We start from the raw sequence: 26,075 nt of genomic DNA on the forward strand, positions 1-26,075 counted from the left end.
AAATAAAAACCGTTAATCCTTTAATCTCTCAATCCGTTAGCCAATCAGGCCCAAAGCAAAATCCAGAACTTTGTCACCTCGCTGCATGCCGTAATCCATCATGTCGATAGGCTCCACCTTGATTCCATGGTTATCCGCAACCTTCTGCAGATCCTGTTGCATATACTTCACCTGAGGTCCAAGCAGAACCACTTCATAGTTGGAAACCTGCTCATTAAATTCCGCAGCGCCAAAGGCTTTGATATCTGCCTCAATACCTCTCTCCTGCGCCGATGCCAGCATCTTTTTCACCAAAAGCGAGGTCGACATTCCAGCCGAGCAGCAAAGCATTATCTTTTTCATTTCTTCTCTCCCGTTATGTTTTAACGGTTGCAATGATGCGCCTTTGGAAAACAAAAGGAAACCGGTTTCCGTTAAATTTCCATTCGAGTGTGAAATTGATCACCGGATCTTGCTCAATTGGCGTTAATTTCGTGATCAGGGTAACTATTTATTTGGGAAACTCACGGAAACAGGAAACAAATTCACCACTGCAACCTCGTTCCCACGCTCCAGCGTGGGAATGCATACCGTGGCTAAACTTAACCAAACAGCCCTGATTCTTACACCAAGCCAGCAACAAACTCGCTGATAAAACGGCGAAAACATTAACACCCGTATGCATTCCCACGCAGAGCATGGGAACGAGAGCGAGCCGGAAGCCGAAAATATCCGATAAACTGTGCTCCGGGCATCACTATTGATAAACCGGTTTCCGTATTGCATTCAAATTCGTTATTCTTTCCGCAGATTTAACAGAGGCGCAACATGGACCATTCATTTATAAGATTACTGGCAAGCAATATTGAGCAGTATATGACTCCCCTCGCCCGGTTACTGGCCCGTAACGCTCATCTGGTTGCGCTTCGTGACGGGTTTCAGTTAGCCATGCCGTTTATCTTTGTTGGCTGCATGTTTGTTCCTCTGATTTTCCCGCCAATTTCTGATCAAAGCTCCTGGCTGGGAATGGCATGGGATAACCTTTCCCTGACTTTACGGCCGGTACTTCTGCCCACTTATCAACTGACTATGGGTGTTGTGGGATTAATTGTCTCCTTTGGGATCGCAGGCTCACTGGCAAAACAGTATTCACTACCTGAGCGCCTTTCCGGACTGACCGGCTGTATGGCGTTTCTTATGCTGGCAGGTTTTCATGGCGCGGATGCACAGAACATCCGTTACCTCGGCGGTGCCGGGCTGTTTTCTGCCATTATCGCCAGCTTTTATGCCATTGAGATAATAAGACTATTTGTGAAGAAAGGCTGGGTGATTTCTATGCCGGAAGACGTACCTATTCTGACTCTGCAAAGCTTTAAACTCATGATTCCAATCATGGCAGTCATGCTGAGCCTTTCTTTGTTTAACGCCTACCTTAGTGAAACAACAGGCTATCTGTTTCCTCAGTTAATAGAACAAGCATTCCAGCCTCTGGTACTGGCATCAGACAGCCTTGTTGCCATCTTAATTTCTATACTGATCTGCCAGTTGCTCTGGTTTGTCGGTATCCACGGCGCACTGATTGTCACCGGTATAATGAATCCTTTCTGGATGTCTAATCTTTTGGCTAACCAAGAGGCCATGGAAGCGGGTCAGGAAGTTCTGCCCCATATTTATCTGCCCGCTTTCTGGGACTTTTTTATTCTTATCGGAGGAGTCGGCTCTACCCTGCCTCTGGTTTATCTGGCAATCAAAAGCCGTTCAAATCATCTGAAGTCAGTGGGAAAAGTGGGCGCACTACCTGCGCTTTTTAATATCAATGAACCGATTCTGTTCGGTTTTCCGGTGATTATGAACCCGCTGTTTATTGCACCTTTTGTGCTGGTTCCCATGTTAAATGCCATTATCGCCTGGTACCTCACCTCTGCCGGAATTCTGGAACGAGTGGTTATGATGATCCCATGGTCTGTGCCCGCTCCAATCGGAGCAGCATGGGCATCTAACGGCAGCATAATCAATGCACTTATGGTCTTACTGGCGATGGTCAACTCTTACTTTATCTACCTGCCGTTTTTCAGAGCGCATGAGAAAGCCATGATAGAGCAAGAAATAAAAAGAGCATCCCGGTCAGAAAAGTAACCTGACAAAGGCCACAATCAAACCGACTGTGGCCTTGTTCTTATGAGTGCTTTTTGCTTTCGTTCTGTATCCTAGCCAGCTAACGCTGTCAGACGTTAGAGGAACAAATAAAGTATAGGCTCTAAATACTGAGCCGATAACGAATAACTAACTTTTGTGTTAATTAAAAACGGGTTTCCTTAGCTTTTGGAATAAATATCAAAACTCATATGTAACTCGCCAACAATATTCTCCGCAGCAATCACTGAATACCAATAATTAACAATTCAGTAATTGCACAGAAAAATCGTACCACCTTCTGTTTTGATACTATCAGGTCAATGAACGGCCTTGCGTCTTAATCACTTCCTGATACCAGCTAAAGCTCTTTTTACGCTTGCGAACCAGAGTACCTGAGCCGTCATCATGGCGGTCTACGTAGATATACCCGTAACGCTTGCTCATTTCAGCGGTTGAGTTCGCAACAAGGTCTATTGGTCCCCAACTGGTAAAGCCCATCAGCTCTACCCCGTCCGCTATGGCTTCTCTTGCCTGAACAAGGTGATCATTGAGATAAGCGATACGGTAATCATCCTGAATCTCACCGTTTTCGTCGATTTCATCTCTGGCACCAAGGCCGTTTTCAACGATAAACAGCGGCTTCTGATAGCGGTCATGCAGGAAGTTCAGCAGAATGCGAAGCCCTTTAGGGTCAATTAACCAGCCCCACTGACTTTTCTCAAGATACGGGTTTGGTACGCTGTCTACGATATTGCCAACCTCTTTTTGTTTAGGGTCAGCACTGGCGCAACCGCTGGCGTAATAGCTAAATGAAATAAAGTCGACGGATGCGCTGGCGATGGTTTCAAGATCGCCCGTTTCCATTTCGATATTAATATCGTTCTCACGGAAGTAACGCAGCATATAGCCCGGGTATTTGCCTCTGGTTTGCACATCACCAAAGAACAGCCACTTGTTGTTTTCATGCATGGCCGCAATCACATCGTCTGGGTTACAGGTGTATGGGTAATTGATCGCCCCAAGCAGCATATTGCCGATCTTTCCGTTTGGCACAACACGCTGACAAACCTTCACCGCTTTCGCATTGGCCACAAGCTGGTGGTGGATCGCCTGATAGATTTCCTGCTCTGTTGCATCCTCCTGCAAACCAACACCGGTAAATGGCGCGTGCAGTGACATATTGATCTCATTAAAGGTCAGCCACATTTTCACTTTCTGCTTGTAGCGCTCACAAACCGCCGTCACATAACGCTCAAAAAACTCGATAAGCTTTCTGTTGCCCCAGCCGCCGTAGTTTTCTACCAGCGCGTAAGGCATTTCGTAGTGAGACAAAGTGACAAACGGCTGAATATCATGCTTCGCCAGCTCATCAAAGATCCGGTCATAATAAGCAAGGCCTTCTTCATTTGGCTCCAGCTCATCACCATTAGGAAAGATGCGGGTCCAGGCGATTGAAAGCCGTAAGCAGTTAAAACCCATCTCTTTAAACAGGGCAATGTCTTCTGGGTAGCGGTTATAAAAATCGATGGCAACATCTTTTATTCCGGTTGTTCTTTCCTCACGGGTCTGATGAGGGCTAAGGATCCCGGATGGCTGCATATCCGCTGTGGAAAGCCCCTTACCATTAAGATCGTAAGCGCCTTCTACCTGATTGGCTGCGATAGCGCCGCCCCATAAAAAATCCTCAGGAAACTGAACCATAAAAACCTCTGTTTAATTGATATGTTGGATACATTTTTGTTTTCAGCTTAGCTGATCATATCAATCAAAAGACTGTATTCACACTGATACAGAAGATTTATCTTATATAAGGCTCGTATCTGGCTTAAAAACATACAGCGCTATTATTACCCCTGAGGTTGAAAACTGTGATGCTCGAAACTACCATGCTGCAAAAAGTAAATGGCCTGCTCTGCCACTTCCTGGTTGTAGCGCATGCTGGAATGACCGACTTCAATAGCAACAAAATCACTCATATTGCTCAGCTTTGTTGACTCTACCGACACCAGGCCGTCATTAGGTCCGTGGAAAACATCCTCAGTCAGACCTGTGCTTTTGGTTCCGGCGATAATACCAATGTTGATATCCAGCTCTTCCAACTGGTTACCTAAGCTATTCTCACCGGTGACCAGCGCCTTACTGATCCCGCCACCAATATCCATCAGCCATGAGCCGTCATAGTGATCGGCAAGCTCACTGCCTTTATTTGGCGTTCCAACCAGCACTACCTCTCCAAGGCGATCACTTTCGATAAACTGTTTATGGTTTTGCAGGTAAGATCGAATCACCAGGCCACCCAGTGAGTGACCAATAAAATGCACCTTAGGAGCGGATGAGACGCATGCATCTATCTGCTGTGTTGTCGTGTCCAGAACTGTCTCTACGCTTTCACCTATCGTTGAATAGTCAAGGGTACAAACCAGATATCCCGCATCTTCTAATCTCTGAGTAAAGCGCCACATGGCGATATCGCTGCGCCCCAGGCCATGAGCAAGCACCACTACCTGATCGTCAGACTGGAACCGGGTCGCACCCGTTACTGAGCCAGTACAGCCCAAGAGCAGAGAAGTCAAAAAAACAGCAAGCGTCATCGATATCTTTTTCATGCAGATTACCCGGTTAAAAAATTACACTACACAGTTTACTAGCGTAATCGCGAGTTGTAAATACACTAATCAGTTTACTTGAAGATTTCAAAAAAAAGTCGGTTTGGTGCCAGTGCTTTAAGGCGACAAAACCGCCATTTTAGGAACTAAGATCACATTTTCTCCGACCCCAGGCTATACTTAAAAAGTAAAAGGTCTGGCATAAGGCAGGAACATAAACCTTTTATCGGAGGTGGTTTATGAATAATATAACCCAGCAACTGAAGGCTCTGTCTATGTATGAGTGGCTGCTTATCACAGCAGGAATGCTGCTTGGCGCATGGCTCAACTCCCCTTTGATTCAGGATATCATCGCCTACCACCAGCACGGCGTTCAGATTGATGTCAGCTATACCTTGCTTCTGATTTCACTGCACCTGGCAGTACCTTTGCTACTGGCTATCGATCTGTTTTTTTTCAGCGAACAGTGACCTTTGAAGCAGATGCTTGACTGGTACAATAAGCATTCCGGTTCAACGTGTACAGCTATTCTCGCCCATTGTCTATTCGCTTATAATGGTACTTGGGAAGGTCAATTAGGTACTGGGAATTTGGACAATACACAATACATATGGCAAGAACTGAAACCATATGCGAAAAAGCTAGACTTGAAGAAAAAAGACATCTTGATTGAGGAAGGAAGAATCGGAAAACAGCTATATTACGTTAACGAGGGCTGTCTTAGATCTTGGTTTAATCACGATGGAAAGGACGTATCTTTTCAGTTTTTCCTCGAAGGTCAATTTGTCTCGTCATTTGAAAGTTTAATGTTTCGTGAACCAAGCCCCTATACTATCGAGAGTATCTTACCTTCTGTTGTTTACGCCATGCCAGTAGATACTTTTAAAGCTAAAATTCAAAGCTCCCATGAATTGAAAGATGCCGCTTTTCAGATTATTGCTGATCGTTTGCGTCATTATCAAAGGTTGTTCCTTTCGCGGATTAAAGATACTCCACAGGAAAGGTATCAAGAATTGATTGCTCAACAACCTGAACTTATTCGCATGATTCCTCAACACTACATAGCGTCGTATCTTGGTATTACTTCCGTATCCTTAAGCCGAATCAGGTGTCGAAAAACGGATAATTGATAACATATGTTATCGTTGGTTTGTGATTCTCCCCTTTATATTTAGCTCTGTTTTCAAAAAAATGAGATAGAGCCATGCGTGTATTAGTTGTATTTAACCATCCTTATGACGGGAGCTTCTGTAATTCCATCCTTGAATCTGTAAAAAGTGGCTTATCGGAAGGTTGCCATGAAATCGATTTAATCCACTTGGACAAAGATCAGTTTGACCCCGTAATGAGAGCAAAAGACTTACAGGCATTTACACTAGCCAGAACTGAGCCTGAAAGAGCTTATGCACTTTTGGATGAGCAAGTGTTAGATTACAAGGATCGAATAGAACGAGCAGACCATATGGTATTTATATTCCCAATTTGGTGGGAACTCATGCCTGCTTTGACCAAAGGATTTATCGACAAACTAGTTTTTCCTGGTATCGCGTACGACTACAACGAAAAGGGAACCAGAATGTTCTCTAAACTTAGTAAATTACAAAGCGTGACAATGATTACAACAATGAATACTCCATCGGTCGCTTATCGACTGCTTTTCGGAAATGCAATTAAAAAAGCGTTTCTGCTCGGTACATTTTGGAAAATTGGGATCAAGAAACGCAAATGGATAAATCTTACCTACGTGAAGTTCACCACCGATAAAAAAAGAGCGAAATGGTTAGGAGATATCAGCACGCATTTTTCAACTATCTAACTGATAAAGCAGCGGCAATTTACAGTGATAAGCTGATTGGTGGCACTAACTAAAGTTAACGTACATCAAAACTAATAATTTGCTAAATCTAAAAGATTCTCCCACCAAGAATTGTTGCGCTTTCGATTTCTTACTATTCCCGATGGCCTTTTCGGAGAATCCACAAATCACAGCATACTTAAACCCTGTCTCTGATAATTGATTTATTTGAGCGATTACGCTTCGTGCTTGTTCAAAGTTCAGCTCCGGTACATATCGGGTAACTGCTAATACGCAAACGCAAGCTGAGATTTAAATAACTGCCTTTGTACCAGATGAGAAGCCTGTGCTGGTGTAGATACCACAACAAGGTCTATTTTGTCATCAAAAAAGCGCTCACTATCAAACGCATCTTTAAATTTGGGTTTTAAAGTGGACTCTGAATCTTGGTGGTTCAGACTGGAATAGATCTCTGAGTTCTTTGCCGCTTGTTATATGCTTAGCTTCCCCTTATAATTAATGCGCATAAATCACACGCATAGGTAATTCACATGAGAAATGCATTTAATACACAGGCACCAAAAAAAGCGGCAAATTTAAGCTTGAACAGTGAGTTACTTGCAGAAGCTAAGCGCCTAAATATTAACCTTTCAGCAACAATGGAAAAAGCACTTGAAAAAGAAGTGAGCCAGCGCCTTAAAGCTGAGTGGTTAAAGCAAAATGCAGAAGCTATCGAAGCATGTAACGAGTTGACCGAAACACATGGGCTATTTTCCGATTCTTACAGGGTATTTTAATGTCACAGTTTGAATTGTATAAAAATAACGACAAGAGTACGGCAACCGCTTATCCTTACTTTGTTGATATACAAAATGAACTTCTTGATACGCTAAATACTAGGCTTGTCATTCCGTTGACGCCAGTAGAGTTGCTGGAGAAAAAGGTGCCAAGTCATTTGTGTCCGATAGTTCACATAAATGAGGGAGACTTCGTAATTCTGACACACCAGATGGCAAGCATCCCTACAAAAAACTTAAAAGAACCAGTTAATGAACTAAGTACGTTTAGAAATGAGATCATCTCTGCCATCGATTTTTTGATTACAGGCATATAACACCTAACTGGCAAGTCTGCACTTGATAAACAACGCTTCTGAAATGCGAATGCTGTTACATGTTAGCTTAGGTCGAGTTACTCCGCCCACACCGTCAAATCGTATGAGTGACTACAACTAATCATCAATGACAGGTATTCGATTATTGATTTCCTCAATCTCACCATTTTCATGCATCTGCTTCAATGCCTCAGTTAACAAGGGCAGTAATTTGATATGTTTCTTATGGACATAGTGATAGAGAACGGTTTTGTGAATGGCAGGCTCTAAGCGAACAACATTTATCGCCCCCAACATTTCAAACAACTCATCTCCGATATGCCCCAGAATCACTGCATCGCTGCGTCCAGACTCAAGATGCATTGCCACTTGGTCTGAAGAAGTAAACTGGTTGGTATTCAACTGTTGCGCGTTTAAAGCATATTCAGCGAAAAGAACACCTCTTCTATAACTTACCGTATAGTCTTTAGGGATGCTCTCAAAGCCATCTAAATTGAAAACTTTGTCTCTCTTAACATAGAGATGCATTAGATCTGTTCTAAGTGGCACATCTACCATCACAAGGTTATGAAACTTTTTTTCAATCCCTTTTACCCGAAATGCTTCAGCGTCAGCACGCCCCCCATTTACATAGAGAACACTACGCCTATGAGGAATATCTGTAAATACAACCGGCACGCCAGCTAATTGGTAGGCGCGCTTTAATACAGCTTTAACTGCAGGCGTAGGAGGTGCATCTTTGTTAATTGCGACAACAATAGGATTTTGAGCGTAACTCAGCTGTGAAATCAGAAACGACAGAATTAAAATTAAGGAACTCATGCACTTTATTGCGGCCGCTCGAAATATGTACATATCCATTCTCTTTGTTTTGTGCTTAGCATAATTATACTTCATAGCCCATTCGGGGGGGCCATAATTTTAATTTGAGCTTATATGCACACACTGCGGATAGAGCTGAGTGATAGTCAGTCGGTCAGCGAACGGGCGCGAAGCAACTGAATCTGAGCAAGGACGGTGTCCAGTTCTGTGCTTAGTGCACTCTCAAAAGGCAGAGCCTGAACATCATCCATTGCTTTTAACTGTTTTTCTGAATCGGCAGCCAGTTTCTGTAACTTATAGGCACCAATCGTTCCCGCTGTACCTTTTAAGGTGTGTATCAGTCTGAGCACGGTTTCTTTATCTCTCTGCTGTATCGCATCAATGATTTCACTCACCGCCTCTTTTTCGTTTTCATAGAATCTTGAAAGTATTTTCAGATAACCTTTCTGACCCACACCAAGCTCGGCCATAGCCTGACGACTCTGCAAGGAATCGGCATCAGGTATTGATGTCACCGCTTGTGCCTCTTTACCGGCCGGACCTTGCGGCGCAATCCATTTTGTTAAGGTCGCAAACATCTTGCGGACATTAACCGGTTTGGCAATATGATCATTCATGCCCGATTCGAGCATTCTGTCTACGTCTTCTTTCATCACATTTGCGCTCATGGCAATGATGGGAATAGTTTTAAACCGGTGAAGATTGCGGATTTTTTCCGTCGCAGTATAGCCATCCATAACCGGCATCTGACAGTCCATTAAAATAGCATCAAAAGTATCCATCCTGAGGATATCAAGCGCTTCCTGGCCGTTTTCCGCCAGAGTGACTTTAATATTTTTATCCTCAAGTAAATCGATAACCACTTCCTGATTAAACTTATTATCTTCAACTAAGAGAATGTCCTTATTCACCAGTTTATTAGCCGAGGTGCTGATGGCATTCTCGTTAAAGGAATCACTGATTTCTGTCTCCTGCTCCTCCGCTACCTTATATTTCACGGTAAAGTAGAAATCACTGCCTTTGCCCTCTTCACTTTCAACCCCGATAGTGCCCCCCATAAGGGTTACCAGCTTTCTGCAAATGGAAAGCCCCAGCCCCGTACCGCCATATTTTCGCGTAGTGGATGGGTCGGCCTGATTAAAGGGGATAAACAACAGTTTCTGTTGTTCCCTATCCATGCCAATTCCCGTATCTTTAACCGAAAAATACAGCTGAACAGAAGCAGGAGTCATTTCTTTAATATGAACTGTGACCTGTATTTTTCCGTAATCGGTGAATTTAATGGCATTATTACAGAGATTAATAAGAATCTGCTTTAAACGCATCTCATCGCCAATCAGGCGGTTAGGAATATTCGGTTCAATATCAAAAATCAGAGCCAGCTCTTTCTCCTCAGCTCTGAAGCTAAGTATGTCATCAAGATCATTAAACAGATCCCTGATAAAGAATTCTGACTCTTCTAACTCTAACTTGCCTGCTTCCACTTTGGATAAGTCAAGGATGTCATTAATTATGCCTAATAACGACTCTCCCGAGCGGTGGATCTTATTAATATAGTTATATTGCTTACTTGTTAATTGTGTTTGCAAAACCAGATGGGACATACCGATGATGGCGTTCATCGGCGTTCTTATTTCATGGCTCATATTTGCCAGGAACTGACTTTTCGTCTTGTTCGCCTGCTCTGCTTGCTCTGCAAAGGCTTTGGACTCTTCCATGGCGATATTGAGCTCATGGGTTCGGCTGTCAACCTCTGCCTCAAGGTTCCGCTGGAAGGAAAGCAGCTCTTCGTTTCTCTCTTTCTGGGTATCCAGCATCTTATTGATCAACTCACCCAAACGTCCCAGCTCATCCTCTCCCGTCACATTACAACGAGCATTTGAATCCCCCTGCTCAACTGTCCTGGCCAGATTTGATAAAGCATGAATAGGATGGATAACCTGTCTGTTTATTGTCCACACCAAAAATACAAAGGCGGTTATCAAAATAATAGATACTAAGAAAATCGTATATTTAATGGTACTAAGCATAGACTGTGTTTGCTGATTTTTTTGCACAGCCATATTCAGAGTGGTCAGTTTTATCTGATTGAGATCTTCTTTTACTCGCTCGCTTAAGGATTCAAACTGCTCGCCAACTTTATTTATTTCATTATGAGTTTCAAAGTTGGTATCAATCAGGGCGGTATAATTATCTAACAGTGTGGTTATGCGCCCTTGTACCACATCTCTTGACAGCACTTTCCTTTTAAAAGCATTAGCAACAATTTTTATCGCCTTAACCTTTGACTCGTTTTTAAAAATGAAATAGTCATTTTTAAATCGTGCAATATTAAAAAGTTGACGGATAAGATAAATATCCGACTGCATTAACACACTGGAAACAATATTTTTATAGGTTTCATCAATTTCAGTCCGGTTAATGCGGTTTTTTGTCTTTAGCTGCAATAATTCAGCAAAAAGTGTCTTACTTTCATTAATACGCTTTATCACTTCCATAATAAGCGCACCTGTGTTTTTATCATCAAAGGTGGCATCGATTGACAGTAAAATTTCCTGCATCGAACGTAGCCTGTTATCGTAGGCTATTTCATCTTCCGCATTAGCCAGTCCTGAAGACAAAATTTTACTTTGCAGATAATTGGCACTCTGAAATTCTTCTACCGCGCTGGTGATCTTTCTCTCTATTTGTACGGTATCGACAATATTCTCAATCTGGCTGGTCATACGCTGATTAAGAACCAGCATGTATATAATTAATATACTACTAACCGCTATAGTAAATCCTACAATTATATCAAACCGTCTCTTAATACTGTTTGTCATTTTTATTATCCAACCTTACGGGAGCCAAAAATACCGGCTCCCTGACACCTTTGTTAAACATCTGAACTAATACTGCTGAGTTCCCTGCTTAACTAACTGAAGATCTACCTTAATTTCCTGTTCAACCGTCATACTTCTGATGATATCGGCGGAAATGGAGATAGCCATGCTTCCCATTAAATCCGGCTTTTGCGCTATTGTTGCGCTGATATCTCCCCGCTGAACGGCATCAACCACTTTGCTTATGGCATCAAACCCGACAAGTACCGGTGCTTCAAATGACATTTTATTGCTGCTACGCTCTGTTCCGTAAAAGCTCTGCAAAGCTTTCATCGCGCCAAATATCATTTCGTCATTATGTGCAAATACCGCATCAAAATGGTGACCACTCTCCAGCATCTCGGTTACTATCTTTTGCGATTTTTCTGCGTCAAAGTCGGCCGTTACCCGCTCAATCACAATATTTTTTCTGTTTTTAAAGAAGTCGTTAAACCCTTTACCACGCTCATGTGCTGCGGATGTTCCCAGTATCCCCTGGATTTCAAGAATTCTGCCGCCTCCGGGAAGCTTCTCGCTGATGTATTCAGCAGCCATGCGCCCACCCTGACTATTATCAGAGGCGATATGCGTGATGATAGTCCCGTCGATGGACTGACGGTCTACGGTGACCACAGGAATATTTTCGCTGTTTATCAATTCAATACCCGGACCAATAGTAACGCTGTCGGTAGGATTAATGATCGCCAGTTCAATATCGCTTTCCAGAGAGTTCAGTATCTGTTCCAACTGGCGGGCATTGTCATTCTGAGCATCGGTGAACTCAACCAGCAGACCATGAAGCTCTGCGGTTTTCCTGGCACCATCAGCAAGCGTTGAGAAAAATGGATTGGCCTGATTCGATATGCTGAACAGCACTTTTTTGCCAAAAGTGTCATGGGAAATAAGATTCAGGGGAGTCGGCTCATATCCGGGAAGCTCCATTCCCTGCAATCCCTGTATTGCCAGCTTCAGGCCATAAGCGCCCATCAAATCGGGATTTTGTTCAATGGTCGCTTTAATCTCACCACTAAACAGCTCTGAATGAACCTCAGGAATATTATCGTAACCGGTAATAAGAGGGCGGTTTTCACCATCAAAAAGTGCATTAATAGCCTGAAGAGCACCCAGAGCCATCATGTCATTGGCACAAGCAATAACATCGACGGTTCCAGAGCCCTCTGATATAAACTCTGCAACTAAAGTCATCGCTTCATCGGCATGCCAGTTGGCGCTGATTGAGCCTACTGTAGTGAATGCACCTCCCTCAAGGCCGGATAAAAATCCGCTTTTCCGCAGATCGGCATTTTCGTTACCACGGATGCCTTCGATATAAAGAACATTTCCCCCGTCCGGCAACTTATTACGCACATACTCGCCAACCATAGCTGAGCCTTTAAAGTTATCCGAACCAACAAAGGGGATGCGGATACCGGCTTCTCGTAAGCCCTGCTTATCCAGCGCATTATCAATATTAATCACCACAATATTCTGTTCCAGCGCCTCTTTTAAGACAGGGATCAGACGCTTTGAATCAGCCGGAGCAATCACTATGGCCGGATATTTCTGCTGGATTAAACGCTTAACAATCGTAATCTGTTTCTGAACATCGGTTTCTCTTTCAACACCAAAAACTTCCAGCTGAATATCTTTGTTACTGGCGTAATCCTTTGCTCCTTTCTCCATTTTAGCAAAGAAAGGATTAGACAGAGCCTTCATGACCAGAGCAACCTTAGGTGTCACATTTGTACCAGTTGCAGAGACATCATTTGCCTTCACAGTATGGGAAAAAATAATTGTTCCAAAAAGCAAAACACTGAGCACCTTTAAAGACGGCCAGATACCTTGCCTAAAAGCACTTAATTGCCCGGGTGTTCCTTTAGTCCTGCCAAACTTAACGTTCCACATCCAGCTCTCTCCTTTGCAAATTCCGTGCAGTTGCACATAAAATGAGCCTTTTCTGAAAAGGCTATTTATACCAGTGAAGCCACTAGATAATTAATAGTCGTTAGGCATAAGTTTAGCAAACACCATCAGGTAACAATGTTAAGCTTTACAGAGACTTTGTTTCGTGAGCCAGACCGAAAAAAGAACTTCGCAGATACAACAAGGGCAGCTCAATGTGAGCTGCCCTTAATTTCTTCAATATGAATATGATGAATTAGTTATCTATGCTTTTGATAACCCGGCACGGATTACCCGCTGCAACCACATTGGCCGGAACATCTTTGGTGACCACAGCACCAGCTCCAATAACAGTATTGTCGCCAATGGTCACGCCCGGACAGATTATCGCTCCGCCCCCAACCCAAACATTGTTACCAATCTTGATTGGCAGACCAAATTCAACGCCTTCTTCAACACGCCCTTTCACATCAATTGGGTGGCCGGCAGTGTAAACCTGAACATTGGGCGCAAACATAACGTTATCACCAATCTCAATGGTGTTTACATCCAGCAATACGCAGTTAAAGTTCGCATAGAAGTTCTTTCCGGCGATAATGTTGCCGCCATAGTCGCACCTGAATGGAGGCTCAAGATAAAGCCCTTCTTTTGCGTTAGGGACAAGCTCTGTGACGGCTTCTTTCCACTCTTCGCTGTTTGGCAGGCTGGCGTTAAGTTTTTGCATCACCTTCCGGCAGTGGATACGCTCTGCGACAAGCTGCTCATCCCAGGCCTGATACGGTTCACCCGCCAGCATTTTTTCTTTTTCTGTTCTCATTTTTTTCCCGTTAAATATTAATAAATAACAACGACTACCTTCTGGTTGTCACTGAAAAAAGCGCAATAGCTCCCTTACTGACAGAAATCGATGGCAACACGTCAACAGGATCAGCAAATACAAGGTTTGTAAAACTGTATTCACCATCATTAATTAGCATTTCCAGCGAACCGTTATCGGTAAGGAGATCCAGCTTCATTTTTGAATCCAACGGGAGTTTAATCCTGTATTGATGCGGAAAATGTGCATCAATTCTCTCTTTTCCAAACCGACCTATACGTTTGCTCAATATTTCAACGTACTCACCCTTTCTGAGCAATGTAAAACCCGCTTCTCTGCCTGAATATAAGTCGACTGTACATTCACTGTCTTCTTTCAGTTCAACTTCAAGCGATGTGAGCTGTGGCTGATTTGTCATCTCACAGGCAAATTTTTCACCTGCAGTTAAAGTGATATTCTGAGTCAGGTACTCCTTTTCTAACGGCAGATAACTGCGCAGCTCATTTACAAACCTTTGTCCCAAACGTATTCCTGCCGGTGATTCAAAAAGAAACAGCTCACGCGGCATCGCCATGGAACTGCGGAACACCTCCGTCGGCAGCTCCAGAGAATACTGATGATTACTCATCCAGGTGCTGACGATTCTCCGCCCGTCTTTGGCAGGAATATCCGAGAAAGACTGAGTCGCGTAATAGTCGCGGCCGAAATCGAGCCAGAGTGTTTCATCTTCTGCGTTTTCGCTGGTAAATACCTGACCATCAAAATCACCGATAAAGTACTGGGTGCCGGCGCCCCCGCAGTGAGCCCCCTCACCAATGCCTACCACCAGCACCCAGCGAACCTTATCCGTACCCTCAACAACCAGAGGAAACAGATCCGGACACTCCCACGGCCCTTTGCTATGCGCGCCATAGCGATAGCCAAATTCACTGACAAGCTCCCAGTGTAAAAGGTTCTCTGAAATATAAAATTCGATATGCTGACCACAGGAAACCACCATCACCCAACGCTGTGTCGCTTCATGCCAGATAACTTTAGGATCACGAAAGTCCGGATTACCGCGAGCCGGAATAACCGGAGCGCCATTCTGATATTTTTTCCAGTGATAACCATCCTGGCTATAGGCCAGTGACTGAGCCTGGATAGGATCATCAACCATCTCACCCGTTGCCAGCTTACGCTTGTTAACCACAAAAGAGGTATAAAAAGCCAGAAGCCCCGGTTTACCCTGAGCAAACAGACCAGAGGTGTTGTTGTGATCAACAATGGCACTGCCGGAAAAGCACATACCACTGTCATCGGGATAAAGCGCAGGCTCCAGCTCTTTCCAAGAGATCAGATCCTTACTGACCTTATGCCCCCAGTGCATCGGTCCCCACACCGTATCATTCGGGTAATACTGGTAAAACTGGTGATACTCTCCATTAAAGTAGACCAGACCATTGGGATCATTCATCCAGCCGGAATTTGGCGTCATATGTAGCTTTGGGCGGTATTTTTCACTCATGGGTAAATCTCAGTTTTAATGTTTCTTGCCAATGTACTTTCGTAAAAGCGCATGAGTAAGAAGCATTGATAAAAAAACTTCCTCCGGCAAGACCCTCCGGAGGAAGAAAAAGGCATGGAGTTTGCCGGATTAGAAGCTGTAGTTCAGACCGATGATACCTACAGTAGCAGTACCATCCATTCTTGAATTGATTCCTTTCTTGTTGAAATCAATCGTCTTATAGCTGGTTTCACCAAAAATACGCCACTGGTCTGTCAGAGGGTAGTTCGCTGAGATACCCACTTTTGCGTAATCTTCAGTCCACTCTGTGGCACCGTCAGATGCTCTTTGTTTCTCGAAGCCACCGAACTCACCCCAGATAGAAGCAGACAGTTTACCGAAGCTGCGCCAGATACCCGGCTTGATGATCCACTCAGCTTCTGAGTTTACCTTGCCTACACCCTTGCCGTGCCATTCGCCTTCCTGGTAACGGAAGTTGATCCATGCACCCATGTTGTCAGCAATCTTGTAGCCAAATCCAGGTTCGATTTCCCAGTACTGGAACTCACCCGCATCACGCTTATATTCCACGTGATACATCGCGTAGCCGTGAATATCCAGCTTATCTGTCAGCTGGTAGTTACCGAATACCTTACCTTCAGGAGTAGTACGCTTATCGATGCTTTCGCCTTTAAGAGCAAACTGCCAGCCCCAGCCGCCGCCATCAAAACCGTTGTATTTGTTTACCCATACTTCCTGAATTGAGTTCACACCACGGTTAAAACGGGCATGCTTCAGGTTGCCATTAAACAGCTCTTCACGAGCAGAGTAGAAACCAAAGCCCCAACCCTCAAGATCTTCGTGAGAGAAGTTACCCTGAGCCAGAGTGTATTTGATTTTACCTTCAGAGATGCCATCATCACGCTGAATGCGTTCAACTTCGATATTGGTGCCCAAAGAACCATGCAGCTTGCTGCTTTCCGGCTTTTCGTAACCAATAGCAGTCATAAGCTCAGCTTTGGAATATTCTTCCGCAAGTGCTGTCACTTTTGCTTTCAGTTCGGCTTCTTTCTCAGACTGAGTCATGTCTGCATCATTAGCGTAAATGTTGCCCGAAAATGATAGCGCTAATGCCACTGCTGCAGATACGGCTGTATTTTTCATAATAATTACCCTATTATCACGTTTGTAGTTGATGTTTTCCGCGCCAACGGAAAACGATTTATAACCTGCGCCAACAGGTCGTAAATAATGCGTTCTGAGATATTCAGGACGCATGAATCCCTGAAGCCTGCCTGTGAGCAGGCTTTTTTATTATTTTCTTATCCTTTTAGGTTCTCCCCCTTTTCAAGGGGGAGTTAGAGGGGGTTAAGTCCACTGAAGCTATTCGGTACCACAGAACTTTATAGGTTCGTGGGATTAACCCCTCCCAGCCTCCCCTTGAAAAGGGGAGGAGCAAAGTCAGCTAGCTTGCTTAATTTGCGGCGGAAGTGTAATCAGATCATCCAGCTTCATTCCCCTTTCAAATGCATTACCCTGACTATCAAACAGGTGACATTTTTCAGAAGGAATACGGATGTTCAGCTCCTGACCCACTTCAACATGCACCGTGCCCGGAACACGAACCAGCACTTCCTGACCACCTTTCACCAGAGAGGTGTAAAGCAGTGATTCCGTGCCAAGTCTTTCAAGACCTTCCACATGAACCGCTACACCTTCTTCCGCCAGGTGGATATCTTCCGGACGGATACCCAGAGTCATCAGAGCTCCCTGAGTTGCCGTGGTTGCATCCACATCGGCTTCGAAGGTGTAATCACCCACCTCAACCTTCGCTTTTCCTTCCAGCGCACTCTTCAGTGTTGCCGGGATCAGGTTCATCTTTGGTGAGCCGATAAAACCTGCCACGAACAGTGTTTTCGGGAAGTAGTAAAGATCAAGCGGAGAACCAACCTGTTCAACCACACCGCCACGCAGCACTACGATTTTGTCTGCCAGCGTCATCGCCTCAATCTGATCGTGAGTGACATAAATCACAGTCGATTTCAGCTGCTTATGGTATTCCGCCAGTTGCAGACGCATGCGAACACGCAGCGCGGCATCCAGGTTAGAAAGCGGCTCATCCAGCAGGAATAATTTCGGATTACGGACAATGGCACGGCCAATCGCAACACGCTGACGCTGACCACCGGAAAGCTGGCTTGGCTTCTGGTTCAGAAGCTTAGTCAGCTCCAGCATCTCAGCCACGTCTTTAATGGCCACATCGATTTCGTTCTTGTTCAGCTTCTTCGCCAGTTGCAGACCAAATGCGATGTTTTCATAGACTGTCATGTGCGGATAAAGCGCATAGGACTGGAATACCATACCGATACCACGGTCAGTGGGAGAAAGTGCATTCACCACTTCACCGTCCAGCATCATGTCGCCAGACGAGATCTCTTCAAGACCGGCAACCATACGCAGCATGGTGGATTTACCGCAGCCTGACGGCCCTACAAAAACAGTGAACTCACCATCTTCAATAGTCAGATTAGCGTCCTTGATGATATGAGCGCCGTCCGGGTAGATTTTATTGATATTATTCAGTTCTAAGCGTGCCATTGTTGTTACCTTCTATAATTCGTTACAGGATCAGAGCAAGATCTAGCTTGCTAGTATCTTCAAAACGCCAAGTAGCGTGTCCGACACGTTCCTGGGGGCCGATGCCCACTACGCGCATTCCTGCTTCTTTGCCTGCGTCAACGCCTGCTTCTGCATCTTCAACCACAATGCACTCATCAACGTTTACACCTACCTGACCAGCAGCATGGATAAACACATCCGGAGCCGGCTTAGAGCGTGAAACCGACCAGCCATCGCCGATAGCATCAAACAGAGGCGTCAGGCCAAGTTTGTGCAGGATCGGACGGGCGTTTTTACTTGCCGATGCCAGCGCAACCTTGATACCGCGCGCATTCAGCTCAAGCAGAAAGGCTTCAATGCCCGGAAGAACATCTTTCGCCGTAATGGTATTTAAAAGCTCAAGATAGTAGTTGTTCTTACGTTCCATCAGCTCAGCTACTTTCTCTTCACTGATTTCTGTGCCGTTTAAAATGATGTCCAGTGATGCACGACGGGATACGCCGCGCAGCTGTTCATTAATCTCACGATCGAAGTAGTAACCTTCTTCATCCGCCATACGCTTCCATGCCTGAAAGTGCAGCTCTGCGGTATCTGTGATAACGCCGTCCAGGTCGAAAATAAATGCCTTACACATTGAAAGTTGCCTCAGTTGCTTCGATAAGTTGTGGCTGACCTGCGATTTCAATCTCTACAGGCATACCGTTAAATTCAGGGCGCTCTACTCTTACACTTGAGCCATCCACTGTGATTTCCAGACGCTCACCTTTCCAGTAAATCGGGAAGTTCAGGCTATCCCAGCTTTCAGGAAGATTAGGCTTGATGCGCAGCTTGCCGCCCAGCATACGAACACCACCGAAGCCGTATACCACGCACTGCCACATGCCGCCGATAGAGGCTGCGTGGATACCGTGATCAGAACTCTTCATGTTCTGGCCGATATCGATAGCTGCTGCCTGGCTGAACAGGTCGTAAGAAAGCTCAGGGTTGCCCACGTCACTTGCCAGAACAGAGTGAGTTGAAAGACTCAGCGACGAATCGTGCAGCGTCTTAGGCTCGTAGTAGTTCCAGTTTGCCAGCTTAGTCTCAAGGTCAAACTTGTCTTCAAGCTGCAGGAACAGAACCATAAGGTCAGCCTGCTTGGACACCTGCATTTCGTTAACCTGTTCAAGGTTGTAATCCTGGAACAGACCACCAACAAACGGCTGCTCTTTGTACTTAGTCAGGTCGATAACTTCTTTCTGCAGGTAAGTGTCATCCTGCGGGATAACCTTGTCTTCTTCGCGTGGCTGAGGAAGGTAGATATCTTCTACTTTTTCCAGCCACATCTTACGTGCCTGCTCAAGATCCAGCTTCTCGCTAAGTGCCGCCAGAAGTTCTGGGTTGTTCGCTGCCAGATCGTCGTAGTAACGGATTGCCAGACGGATATTTTCCACAACCATGTAGTTGGTGAAGGCGTTGTTATCGATGTGCTCTTTGTATTCATCAGGGCCGATGACATTACAAATGCCCCACATCTCACGCTCTTCCAGCCACTCCAGACGGCTTGTCCAGAAAGTAGCGGTATCAAACATGATCTCGTAGCCCATCTCGTCCATAAACTTCTGGTCGCCGGTGATCTGGTAGTACTGCCAAAGCGCGTAAGTGATGTCACAAGTGATATGCTGCTCGATAAAGCCGGACCAGATTTTGGTCGACTTACCCGTAATGATATCTACCGCACCCCATACAGGCGTTACTTCTTCACCTGTCAGTGCTGACTCCCAAGGGAACTGAGCACCGATGTAGCCGTTATCACTTGCTTTCTTACGTGCACCATCCAGCGTTTTGAAACGGTACTCAAGCAGGCTGCGAGCCACTTCCGGCATGGTGTAGATAAAGAACGGAAGCATAAATACTTCGGTATCCCAGAATGAGTGGCCCTTGTAGCCTTCACCTGAAAGACCTTTTGCACCGATACCAAAACGGGAATCGTGCATTGGTGTAAAGATGTTTAGCTGGTACTGCGCAAAGCGGATTGCCAACTGGTCGAAATCGCTGCCACCAATAGTGATGTTCATACCATCCCAGCGACGGTCCCACTCAACGGCACTGTCAGCCAGCAGCTCATCAAAACGACGCTCAGCTGATGCTTTGATATTTTCCAGCGCGTGGCCACGCAGAGCCTGAAGCTCGTAGCCTTCAACATCAAATGCTTTATCACGTGAAGTGTGTACAACACCGGTTTTCTCTGTGGTCAGGGTTTCACCCGCTTTCAGTTCGCGGCTCAGGTTAACCCACACTTTACGGCGGTCCATCTGCAGAACAGGTTCGATTACCTCTTCAATACCATCAACAAACGTGCGGTGAGTAGTGATAAAGACAAAGTCTACCTTGCTCTCAGTGGTGTGCTGCAGCAGCTCAATAAAGCGCTTGTCATAGATACGCTTTTCACCTTCATGGAAGTGCTGAGCACCTGTGTTTGAAAGCTGAGCATCCACACCGGAACGGATTTCAACTGTCGCTTCGCAATCAACAGGTGTCACTTCTACCTGAAACGCCATCAGGTGAAGGTTTGCCTGAGAGATAAAACGGCGGAAGCGCATCGCAAAGGTTTTGCCTTCGCTGTTTGTCCAGTTGAACTCACGGATAAGCTCACCGTTCTTCACATTAAGGCGACGTGAATACTTGCTCACTTCACCTGTTTCAAGGTGGAAACGGCGGCCATCGATAAAGATTTCGATAGCACTCATATCCGCAGCGTTCGGCAGCTCAGTTACTTCGTTCTCATCGAACTTGTTGAAAGTACCTGCAATAAATGTATTGCGAACCTGGCCTACGTACTTCTCTTCCGTAGCACTACGGGTACCCATGTAGCCGTTACCCTGGCTCATTACTACTTCACATTTGCCCTGGAATGCTGAGTCGAATGCTGTCTCTTCAACGATCCAGTTTTTCAATTCGCCTTGGCCAGCGCTATAGTTCATAAACATCTTTAAAAATCTCCGATTAACCTTTAACTGCGGAAGAAATGTCGTTACCGATGAAGTAACGTTGGAAAACAATAAATACAATCAGTACTGGGATTGTTGACAGGAATGCGCCCGCCAGAATCAGGTTCCAGTCACCTGCTACCCCGTAGGCATTGCGTAAACTCAGCAAACCAACAGGTAGTGTGAAGGCTTCCGGTGGACTGTTAATCACCACCAGCGGCCAGAAAAAGTCGTTCCATGCCCCCTGAAAACCCAGGATGGTTACCGACAGAATCGCCGGTTTGGCAAGAGGCATAAACACTCGCCAGAGAATCACTGCCGGGCTTGCGCCATCCACAATTGCAGCCTCTTCCAGTTCTTTGGGAATGTTCTCGAAGAACTGTTTCATAATCAGAACCTGACCGGATGCAACGATGGCAGTAATCACGGCCCATGGCGTATTCAGCAAACCAATATCTTTATAAATCAGATAATTCGAGATAAAGGTCACCTGCCCCGGAACCATCATGCTAAACAGCATGAAAGCAAAGACTGCGCGCGCCCCGGTGAACTTAAGTCTTGCCAGTGCATACCCTGCCGTACAGGCAAAGAACAGCGTCAGAATCACCTTGCCAAAAGCAATCAGGAACGAGTTGATGGTCCAGCTCATAAACAGGCTCTTGCCGGTATCTAAGCTCACTGACTCGGTGTAAACCCGTACATAGCTCTTAAACACATATCCGATAAGACCCGGTGCAGCGTTATCCCATGCCGCCACACGACCACGGCGTTCCATACGGCTTGGTGATAGCGTGCTGTCCACCAGAACCTGACCTCGCGGCACGGCAACGGTCAGCGGCAGTGTTGCGATTTCCGGTCCGTCACCCAGATAGCGGATGGTGAATTTCCAGGTTTCGCTGTGACCCTGTTTCTGAGTCTCTTTGCGCCCGCGCTTCTCAATAAAAGTGACGTTATCACTTTTTGAAATCAGCTGTGGTGTACTTACCTGCGCATAGTCAGCGGCAAAATGCTTAACCAGGGCTGCGGCCATACCGGTGCCCGGTCGGCGTCTTGGTACCTCAATTGAAGGAACCGCCAGTTCTTTTCCGTCTTCAACGGCATAAGTCACGCTAAAGCTCACTTCTGCACCCGGAGCAAAGCCACCGAAGAAAGGTGCATCGTTGCCCTGATTACCCAGGTCATAGGCCGAACTCCAGTTAGCCGGCTGCACCTGAGGGAAGTTAAACTTAAACGGCTGTTCAAGCGGGTTATCTTTAAGGCTTGCCAGAAATGCCACCACAAAAGTACCCAGCATAATGGTTGCTACCAGCAGAAGTGCGCTGTAAACCCATGCCACTTTTGCCCAGCGACGGCGCGCCTGAAATTTTGAGATAGCTTCAAGTGTCGCCATGTTCTCTGAAGCCGGGACGCTGTTTGCTGCTAAGTTAGCCATCTGCTTTCTCCTTAACTCCAAAGATTTTCTGTAGATACACAACCACCAGAGTGATAAATGCCAGTACTAATGCTGACGCACTCGCCATACCGATAGCCGGTGTTCCGCCCGGTGGGAAGGCATTGTGATAAACGTAATAAGCCAGTGTAATTCTTGACTCCAGCGGAGCCGCCGCACCTAAAAGTGCAACCTGGTCAAACATCTGCAACGTACCGATAATGCCGAATGTAACGACGACAAAAGTGACCGGTGCAAGCTGAGGAATGGTGATATTCCAGTGCTGCTGAAGCTTGTTTGCACCATCAATATGCGCTGCTTCATAAAGCTCGCCCGGAATACCCTGAAGACCGGCCAGGAACAGCAGCATAAATGTCGGAATCGTTGTATAGATGTTCTGGATAACAATCGCCCAAAGTGTCAGCGGCATTGGACCCACATCTTCACGGGTGTTGAGCCAGTTCACCTCAACAATCTGGTTTGTCACTTCAATCCAGCCCATTGCACTGGCAACCACTGTTGCTACACCGGCAATCAGGAATGACATGATTCCCCAGGCCGGATCCATCCAGCCAACCGGCAAGCCTTTGAATCTGTCTTTTGTCACCAGAACAAACTGACAAGCCGCAGCAACCAGAACAAAACAGCTCAGGTGCGGATAGTGGTTAACAACGTCTGTGACAAATCCGTTTAAGTAACCGTTCTTTTGGTAGAACCAGATAAAGATCAGAGTCACCGCCGCACTGGACAAAATACTCGGCAGATAAAACGCCGTTCTGAAGAAGCTCTTTGCGCGGATTTTCGAGTTAACCAGAATCGCAAGTCCAAGAGCCAGAACCGTCTGAATCGCTGTTACGATAAGAGAGAACCAGACTGTATTTGCCAGAGCCAACAGAAACAAGTCGTCCGTCAGCAGCGCCGTAAAGTTACTTAAACCGACCCATACTGCTTCATTAAACAGGTCGTACTGAGTAAAGCTGAAGTACACGGTTCTCACTAAGGCGTATAAGAAAAATACGCCCAGGGTGAGAACGAATGGCCCGACAAGGAGCCACCCGTATACTTGTTCGCGTAATCGAAGAGAATTCATTCGCGCACCAGTTAGTTAGCCATTACCGCATCAAGTTTGGTCTGAGCCATCTTGATCGCTTCTTTCTGAGACATCTGACCCAGAAGTACTGAGTTCAGTGCTTCATTGATTGGAGTCATCCATGCCGTACCGTATTCACCAAAGGCGAAAGGCTGTACGTGTTCAGATGACGCACCATCAAAAATCTGCTTAGCCAGAACGTTTTCCGATTTTTTCTGCTTAAAGAACTGTGACTTGCTTAGTGCTTCGCGACTTGGTAGTGCCAGACCGGAATCCAGTACCCATGCCTGAGCTTTTTCGCTGGTCAGAAGTTCAACCGCTTTTTGAGTTGCTGCAACGTTTTTACCTTCAGCGTTTACACCCCACGCAACGGTAAAGATAAGGTTGCCACGGTCACCCGATTCAGGGTCTTTTGGCATAAGCGTTGTGCCGTAAGGCAGGTTTGGCGCTTTGTCACGCAGGTAGCCGCTGATCCAGTTACCTTCAAAAGTAATCGCCGTTTCTTCAGTGCCAAAACAGCCGCCGCCCCAGCCCTGACCAAGGTCTGATGCCAGAATACCTACGCCTTCACCAATCAGGCCGGTGTAGAAGTTAAATGCGCGCGTAAAGTTTTCGTCCAGTACGGTTTTGCCCTGTGCGTTGAAAGGCTTCCAACCCGTTGCAAGCGCAAAAGGAGCAAAGCGAGCGTAGTCAGGCATGACACATACACCTGAAACTTCGTCTCCCAAAGAGGCTTTCACTGCTTTTAGCTTAGTCAGCAGTTGTTCCCAGTTGTCTTCGTTTGTCGGGTATTCAACTTCTGCATCATCAAAGATATCTTTGTTGAACTGCATAGCGATGGTGTTGAAGTCTTTCGCCAGACCGTACTGCTTACCGTTGAAGGTAAAAGCACCGTTCAGGCTTGGCACCATGTTTTGTGCCACTTTATTCAGTGACTGGCTGTTAGCCGCTACTTTGCCTGATTTCACCAGAGCGTTTGCTACCAGTACATCAATGTAAAATGCATCCGGAGCGGTTCCGGCAGAAAGGGAGTTAGTGATGTACTGAGAGAAGTCACCTTCAACAGCCTGATACTTTACGTTCAGATCAGCTGCTTTAAAGTCATCAGCCAGCACTTCGTTCACCAGCTTGTTCATTACTACCACATCATTACCACCCCAACCGGCAATAGTGACATCCGTTGCTGCTGATACCGTTCCTGAAACAGCCGCTAATAGAGATAGAGTTAAAACGCTTTTTTTCATGACACCCTCGTTTAATGAATATATGTCTTCCCGAAAATCTGCGGAAATTATAGATCGAAAAACGTAAGCGCTTACGTTATCAAGATCACAAAAACGTAAAACACGTCATTTGAGTGTCATAAGCACAAAAAAAGCGTGACAACAGTCACGCTTTTTGGGGTTATTTATTCTCTGGAAAGTAAAATTTAAGCAGTTTCGCCTTCGATTAACGTAACCGGAATGATAGAACCTCTTGGATCTTCACCTTTTGAAGCAGCCTCAAGCAAGTCTGATACCCGCTCAGCAATCTTCCACAAGTCCTGTTTAATGGTAGTCAATCCTTTGCTGACACCAGGTAAGTGATCATAACCAACCACTGAAAAATCATCAGGGAGCTGATAGCCACGATCTTTCAGTGCAGACACTACGCCGATTGCAGTCTCATCACACTCACAGACAAAACCATCCAGTTTTTCCAGAGACTCCTTATCCATATTGAGAATATCTCTGTATGCCGCTATTTCACATAGCGGTTCCGGACCGGTTCTGATCTCTTTAATTGGCAGACCATTACTGGCCATAACAGACATAAACCCTTGATATCTAAACTGATACGCATCGCCATAAACAACCGGAGTAACAAAAGCAAGGTTCTTCTTTCCTTTATTTATTAAATACTCTGTCGCGGTTCTGGTACCGTTAAAGTCATCGGGAGCGACCCAAAACGCACCTTCAACCATGCCAATACACACTGCGGGGAGATTATTTTCTTTGGCAACCTTCAGTCTTTCATCGTTTTCTGCTACACCAAGAAGTATCGCACCACCTATCTGTTCGAAGTCTACGCTATCCCCCTGTTTAACAGGCAAAAGGTTTTTACCTTTATTACGTAAAGCTGACGAAAGTGCAGGCCATAGCATGCCTAAATAGCGTGAAGCACTGGTATCAAAAGGCCCAAGCGATATTGCTATGGTATTTTTGTGGCTACCGGAAAGTTCACGGGCAGAGGAACTGGGCACATAATCCAGATCCCGGCAGATATCCAGAATCTTTTTACGTGTTTTCTCGCTTATCCCTGGCTTATTGTTCAGCGCGCGGCTCACTGAAGCTATCGAAACTCCGGCAATTCTGGCCGCTTCATGTATCGTTGCTTTTTTTATATCTTCCGTACTCATACCTAACCAACGTAAACTTTACTGTGATTTACGTTCATTTTCGTAAAAC

General features: G+C 45.6%; 22 protein-coding genes. 6 read left to right on the forward strand and 16 right to left on the reverse strand.

What is annotated here, in order from left to right:
* Positions 1 to 36: 36 nt before the first annotated feature.
* Entirely contained in the window at positions 37 to 342 is a 306-nt protein-coding gene (locus L3Q72_RS17185) for a PTS sugar transporter subunit IIB (RefSeq protein WP_275133389.1), read from the reverse strand.
* A 465-nt stretch (positions 343 to 807) separates the two neighbouring features.
* Here L3Q72_RS17185 and L3Q72_RS17190 point away from each other — a divergent pair, with 465 nt between their 5' ends.
* Positions 808 to 2,115 (forward strand): PTS transporter subunit EIIC, encoded by a 1,308-nt coding sequence (locus tag L3Q72_RS17190; protein WP_275133390.1) that lies wholly within the window; start codon positions 808 to 810, stop codon positions 2,113 to 2,115.
* A gap of 312 nt (positions 2,116 to 2,427) precedes the next feature.
* Here L3Q72_RS17190 and L3Q72_RS17195 read toward each other — a convergent pair whose 3' ends face one another.
* Together L3Q72_RS17195 and L3Q72_RS17200 are read right to left on the reverse strand one after the other, a co-directional pair.
* Positions 2,428 to 3,816 carry a family 1 glycosylhydrolase gene (locus L3Q72_RS17195; protein ID WP_275133391.1) on the reverse strand — a complete coding sequence of 463 codons (1,389 nt, stop codon included), beginning with the start codon at positions 3,814 to 3,816 and terminating at the stop codon, positions 2,428 to 2,430.
* 146 nt (positions 3,817 to 3,962) lie between these two features.
* Positions 3,963 to 4,721: an alpha/beta fold hydrolase gene (locus tag L3Q72_RS17200; protein ID WP_275133392.1), complete on the reverse strand. Its 759-nt coding sequence runs from the start codon at positions 4,719 to 4,721 to the stop codon at positions 3,963 to 3,965.
* Between the two features lie 239 nt (positions 4,722 to 4,960).
* On the opposite strand from L3Q72_RS17200, the gene L3Q72_RS17205 reads away from it, so the two are divergent.
* The 5 genes from L3Q72_RS17205 (at position 4,961) to L3Q72_RS17225 (ending at position 7,630) form a co-directional block, all read left to right on the forward strand.
* Positions 4,961 to 5,191, forward strand: coding sequence for a hypothetical protein (locus L3Q72_RS17205; RefSeq protein WP_275133393.1), 231 nt, complete (start codon positions 4,961 to 4,963; stop codon positions 5,189 to 5,191).
* A gap of 120 nt (positions 5,192 to 5,311) precedes the next feature.
* Complete coding sequence (locus L3Q72_RS17210) at positions 5,312 to 5,851, forward strand: Crp/Fnr family transcriptional regulator (protein ID WP_275133394.1); 540 nt, start codon at positions 5,312 to 5,314, stop codon at positions 5,849 to 5,851.
* Between the two features lie 74 nt (positions 5,852 to 5,925).
* Positions 5,926 to 6,537: an NAD(P)H-dependent oxidoreductase gene (locus tag L3Q72_RS17215; RefSeq protein ID WP_275133395.1), complete on the forward strand. Its 612-nt coding sequence runs from the start codon at positions 5,926 to 5,928 to the stop codon at positions 6,535 to 6,537.
* A gap of 530 nt (positions 6,538 to 7,067) precedes the next feature.
* Positions 7,068 to 7,313 (forward strand): type II toxin-antitoxin system CcdA family antitoxin, encoded by a 246-nt coding sequence (locus L3Q72_RS17220; protein WP_275133396.1) that lies wholly within the window; start codon positions 7,068 to 7,070, stop codon positions 7,311 to 7,313.
* A complete protein-coding gene (locus tag L3Q72_RS17225; RefSeq protein ID WP_275133397.1) occupies positions 7,313 to 7,630 on the forward strand; it encodes a CcdB family protein in 318 nt (105 codons plus the stop codon). The genes L3Q72_RS17220 and L3Q72_RS17225 overlap by 1 nt, the downstream gene beginning before the upstream one ends.
* Before the next feature lie 117 nt (positions 7,631 to 7,747).
* Here the strand turns inward: L3Q72_RS17225 and L3Q72_RS17230 are convergent, their stop codons facing one another.
* From L3Q72_RS17230 to L3Q72_RS17290, 13 genes are all read right to left on the reverse strand, one after another.
* Positions 7,748 to 8,452, reverse strand: coding sequence for a transporter substrate-binding domain-containing protein (locus L3Q72_RS17230; protein ID WP_275133398.1), 705 nt, complete (start codon positions 8,450 to 8,452; stop codon positions 7,748 to 7,750).
* Between the two features lie 146 nt (positions 8,453 to 8,598).
* Entirely contained in the window at positions 8,599 to 11,277 is a 2,679-nt protein-coding gene (locus L3Q72_RS17235; RefSeq protein ID WP_275133399.1) for an ATP-binding protein, read from the reverse strand.
* A gap of 66 nt (positions 11,278 to 11,343) precedes the next feature.
* Entirely contained in the window at positions 11,344 to 13,056 is a 1,713-nt protein-coding gene (locus L3Q72_RS17240) for a substrate-binding domain-containing protein (RefSeq protein ID WP_275133400.1), read from the reverse strand.
* A 418-nt stretch (positions 13,057 to 13,474) separates the two neighbouring features.
* Positions 13,475 to 14,035 (reverse strand): sugar O-acetyltransferase, encoded by a 561-nt coding sequence (locus tag L3Q72_RS17245; protein ID WP_275133401.1) that lies wholly within the window; start codon positions 14,033 to 14,035, stop codon positions 13,475 to 13,477.
* A gap of 34 nt (positions 14,036 to 14,069) precedes the next feature.
* Positions 14,070 to 15,542, reverse strand: coding sequence for a glycoside hydrolase family 32 protein (locus L3Q72_RS17250; protein ID WP_275133402.1), 1,473 nt, complete (start codon positions 15,540 to 15,542; stop codon positions 14,070 to 14,072).
* A 129-nt stretch (positions 15,543 to 15,671) separates the two neighbouring features.
* Positions 15,672 to 16,685: an OmpG porin family protein gene (locus tag L3Q72_RS17255; protein WP_275133403.1), complete on the reverse strand. Its 1,014-nt coding sequence runs from the start codon at positions 16,683 to 16,685 to the stop codon at positions 15,672 to 15,674.
* A gap of 297 nt (positions 16,686 to 16,982) precedes the next feature.
* Positions 16,983 to 18,119, reverse strand: coding sequence for a sn-glycerol-3-phosphate ABC transporter ATP-binding protein UgpC (ugpC, locus tag L3Q72_RS17260; RefSeq protein ID WP_275133404.1), 1,137 nt, complete (start codon positions 18,117 to 18,119; stop codon positions 16,983 to 16,985).
* A 22-nt stretch (positions 18,120 to 18,141) separates the two neighbouring features.
* Positions 18,142 to 18,774 (reverse strand): beta-phosphoglucomutase, encoded by a 633-nt coding sequence (gene pgmB / locus L3Q72_RS17265; RefSeq protein ID WP_275133405.1) that lies wholly within the window; start codon positions 18,772 to 18,774, stop codon positions 18,142 to 18,144.
* Positions 18,767 to 21,109: a glycosyl hydrolase family 65 protein gene (locus L3Q72_RS17270; protein ID WP_275133406.1), complete on the reverse strand. Its 2,343-nt coding sequence runs from the start codon at positions 21,107 to 21,109 to the stop codon at positions 18,767 to 18,769. Before L3Q72_RS17270 ends, pgmB begins: the two co-directional genes overlap by 8 nt.
* A 16-nt stretch (positions 21,110 to 21,125) precedes the next feature.
* A complete protein-coding gene (locus L3Q72_RS17275) occupies positions 21,126 to 22,541 on the reverse strand; it encodes a carbohydrate ABC transporter permease (protein ID WP_275133407.1) in 1,416 nt (471 codons plus the stop codon).
* Complete coding sequence (locus L3Q72_RS17280) at positions 22,534 to 23,628, reverse strand: sugar ABC transporter permease (RefSeq protein ID WP_275133408.1); 1,095 nt, start codon at positions 23,626 to 23,628, stop codon at positions 22,534 to 22,536. The genes L3Q72_RS17275 and L3Q72_RS17280 overlap by 8 nt, the downstream gene beginning before the upstream one ends.
* Before the next feature lie 11 nt (positions 23,629 to 23,639).
* A complete protein-coding gene (locus tag L3Q72_RS17285; protein ID WP_275133409.1) occupies positions 23,640 to 24,872 on the reverse strand; it encodes an extracellular solute-binding protein in 1,233 nt (410 codons plus the stop codon).
* Positions 24,873 to 25,057: 185 nt separating this feature from the next.
* Positions 25,058 to 26,026: a LacI family DNA-binding transcriptional regulator gene (locus tag L3Q72_RS17290; protein WP_275133410.1), complete on the reverse strand. Its 969-nt coding sequence runs from the start codon at positions 26,024 to 26,026 to the stop codon at positions 25,058 to 25,060.
* Positions 26,027 to 26,075 lie beyond the last annotated feature (49 nt).

The sequence above is a fragment of the Vibrio sp. JC009 genome (genome assembly GCF_029016485.1).
In the GTDB taxonomy this organism is placed as follows: domain Bacteria; phylum Pseudomonadota; class Gammaproteobacteria; order Enterobacterales; family Vibrionaceae; genus Vibrio.

Bases quoted from the DNA above. Each gene is read 5' to 3' on its own strand.
- L3Q72_RS17185 (WP_275133389.1), bottom strand. From the start codon at position 342: ATGAAAAAGATAATGCTTTGCTGCTCGGCTGGAATGTCGACCTCGCTT.
- L3Q72_RS17190 (WP_275133390.1), top strand. From the start codon at position 808: ATGGACCATTCATTTATAAGATTACTGGCAAGCAATATTGAGCAGTAT.
- L3Q72_RS17195 (WP_275133391.1), bottom strand. From the start codon at position 3,816: ATGGTTCAGTTTCCTGAGGATTTTTTATGGGGCGGCGCTATCGCAGCC.
- L3Q72_RS17200 (WP_275133392.1), bottom strand. From the start codon at position 4,721: ATGAAAAAGATATCGATGACGCTTGCTGTTTTTTTGACTTCTCTGCTC.
- L3Q72_RS17205 (WP_275133393.1), top strand. From the start codon at position 4,961: ATGAATAATATAACCCAGCAACTGAAGGCTCTGTCTATGTATGAGTGG.
- L3Q72_RS17215 (WP_275133395.1), top strand. From the start codon at position 5,926: ATGCGTGTATTAGTTGTATTTAACCATCCTTATGACGGGAGCTTCTGT.
- L3Q72_RS17220 (WP_275133396.1), top strand. From the start codon at position 7,068: ATGAGAAATGCATTTAATACACAGGCACCAAAAAAAGCGGCAAATTTA.
- L3Q72_RS17225 (WP_275133397.1), top strand. From the start codon at position 7,313: ATGTCACAGTTTGAATTGTATAAAAATAACGACAAGAGTACGGCAACC.
- L3Q72_RS17230 (WP_275133398.1), bottom strand. From the start codon at position 8,452: ATGAGTTCCTTAATTTTAATTCTGTCGTTTCTGATTTCACAGCTGAGT.
- L3Q72_RS17235 (WP_275133399.1), bottom strand. From the start codon at position 11,277: ATGACAAACAGTATTAAGAGACGGTTTGATATAATTGTAGGATTTACT.
- L3Q72_RS17245 (WP_275133401.1), bottom strand. From the start codon at position 14,035: ATGAGAACAGAAAAAGAAAAAATGCTGGCGGGTGAACCGTATCAGGCC.
- L3Q72_RS17250 (WP_275133402.1), bottom strand. From the start codon at position 15,542: ATGAGTGAAAAATACCGCCCAAAGCTACATATGACGCCAAATTCCGGC.
- L3Q72_RS17255 (WP_275133403.1), bottom strand. From the start codon at position 16,685: ATGAAAAATACAGCCGTATCTGCAGCAGTGGCATTAGCGCTATCATTT.
- ugpC (WP_275133404.1), bottom strand. From the start codon at position 18,119: ATGGCACGCTTAGAACTGAATAATATCAATAAAATCTACCCGGACGGC.
- pgmB (WP_275133405.1), bottom strand. From the start codon at position 18,774: ATGTGTAAGGCATTTATTTTCGACCTGGACGGCGTTATCACAGATACC.
- L3Q72_RS17270 (WP_275133406.1), bottom strand. From the start codon at position 21,109: ATGTTTATGAACTATAGCGCTGGCCAAGGCGAATTGAAAAACTGGATC.
- L3Q72_RS17275 (WP_275133407.1), bottom strand. From the start codon at position 22,541: ATGGCTAACTTAGCAGCAAACAGCGTCCCGGCTTCAGAGAACATGGCG.
- L3Q72_RS17280 (WP_275133408.1), bottom strand. From the start codon at position 23,628: ATGAATTCTCTTCGATTACGCGAACAAGTATACGGGTGGCTCCTTGTC.
- L3Q72_RS17285 (WP_275133409.1), bottom strand. From the start codon at position 24,872: ATGAAAAAAAGCGTTTTAACTCTATCTCTATTAGCGGCTGTTTCAGGA.
- L3Q72_RS17290 (WP_275133410.1), bottom strand. From the start codon at position 26,026: ATGAGTACGGAAGATATAAAAAAAGCAACGATACATGAAGCGGCCAGA.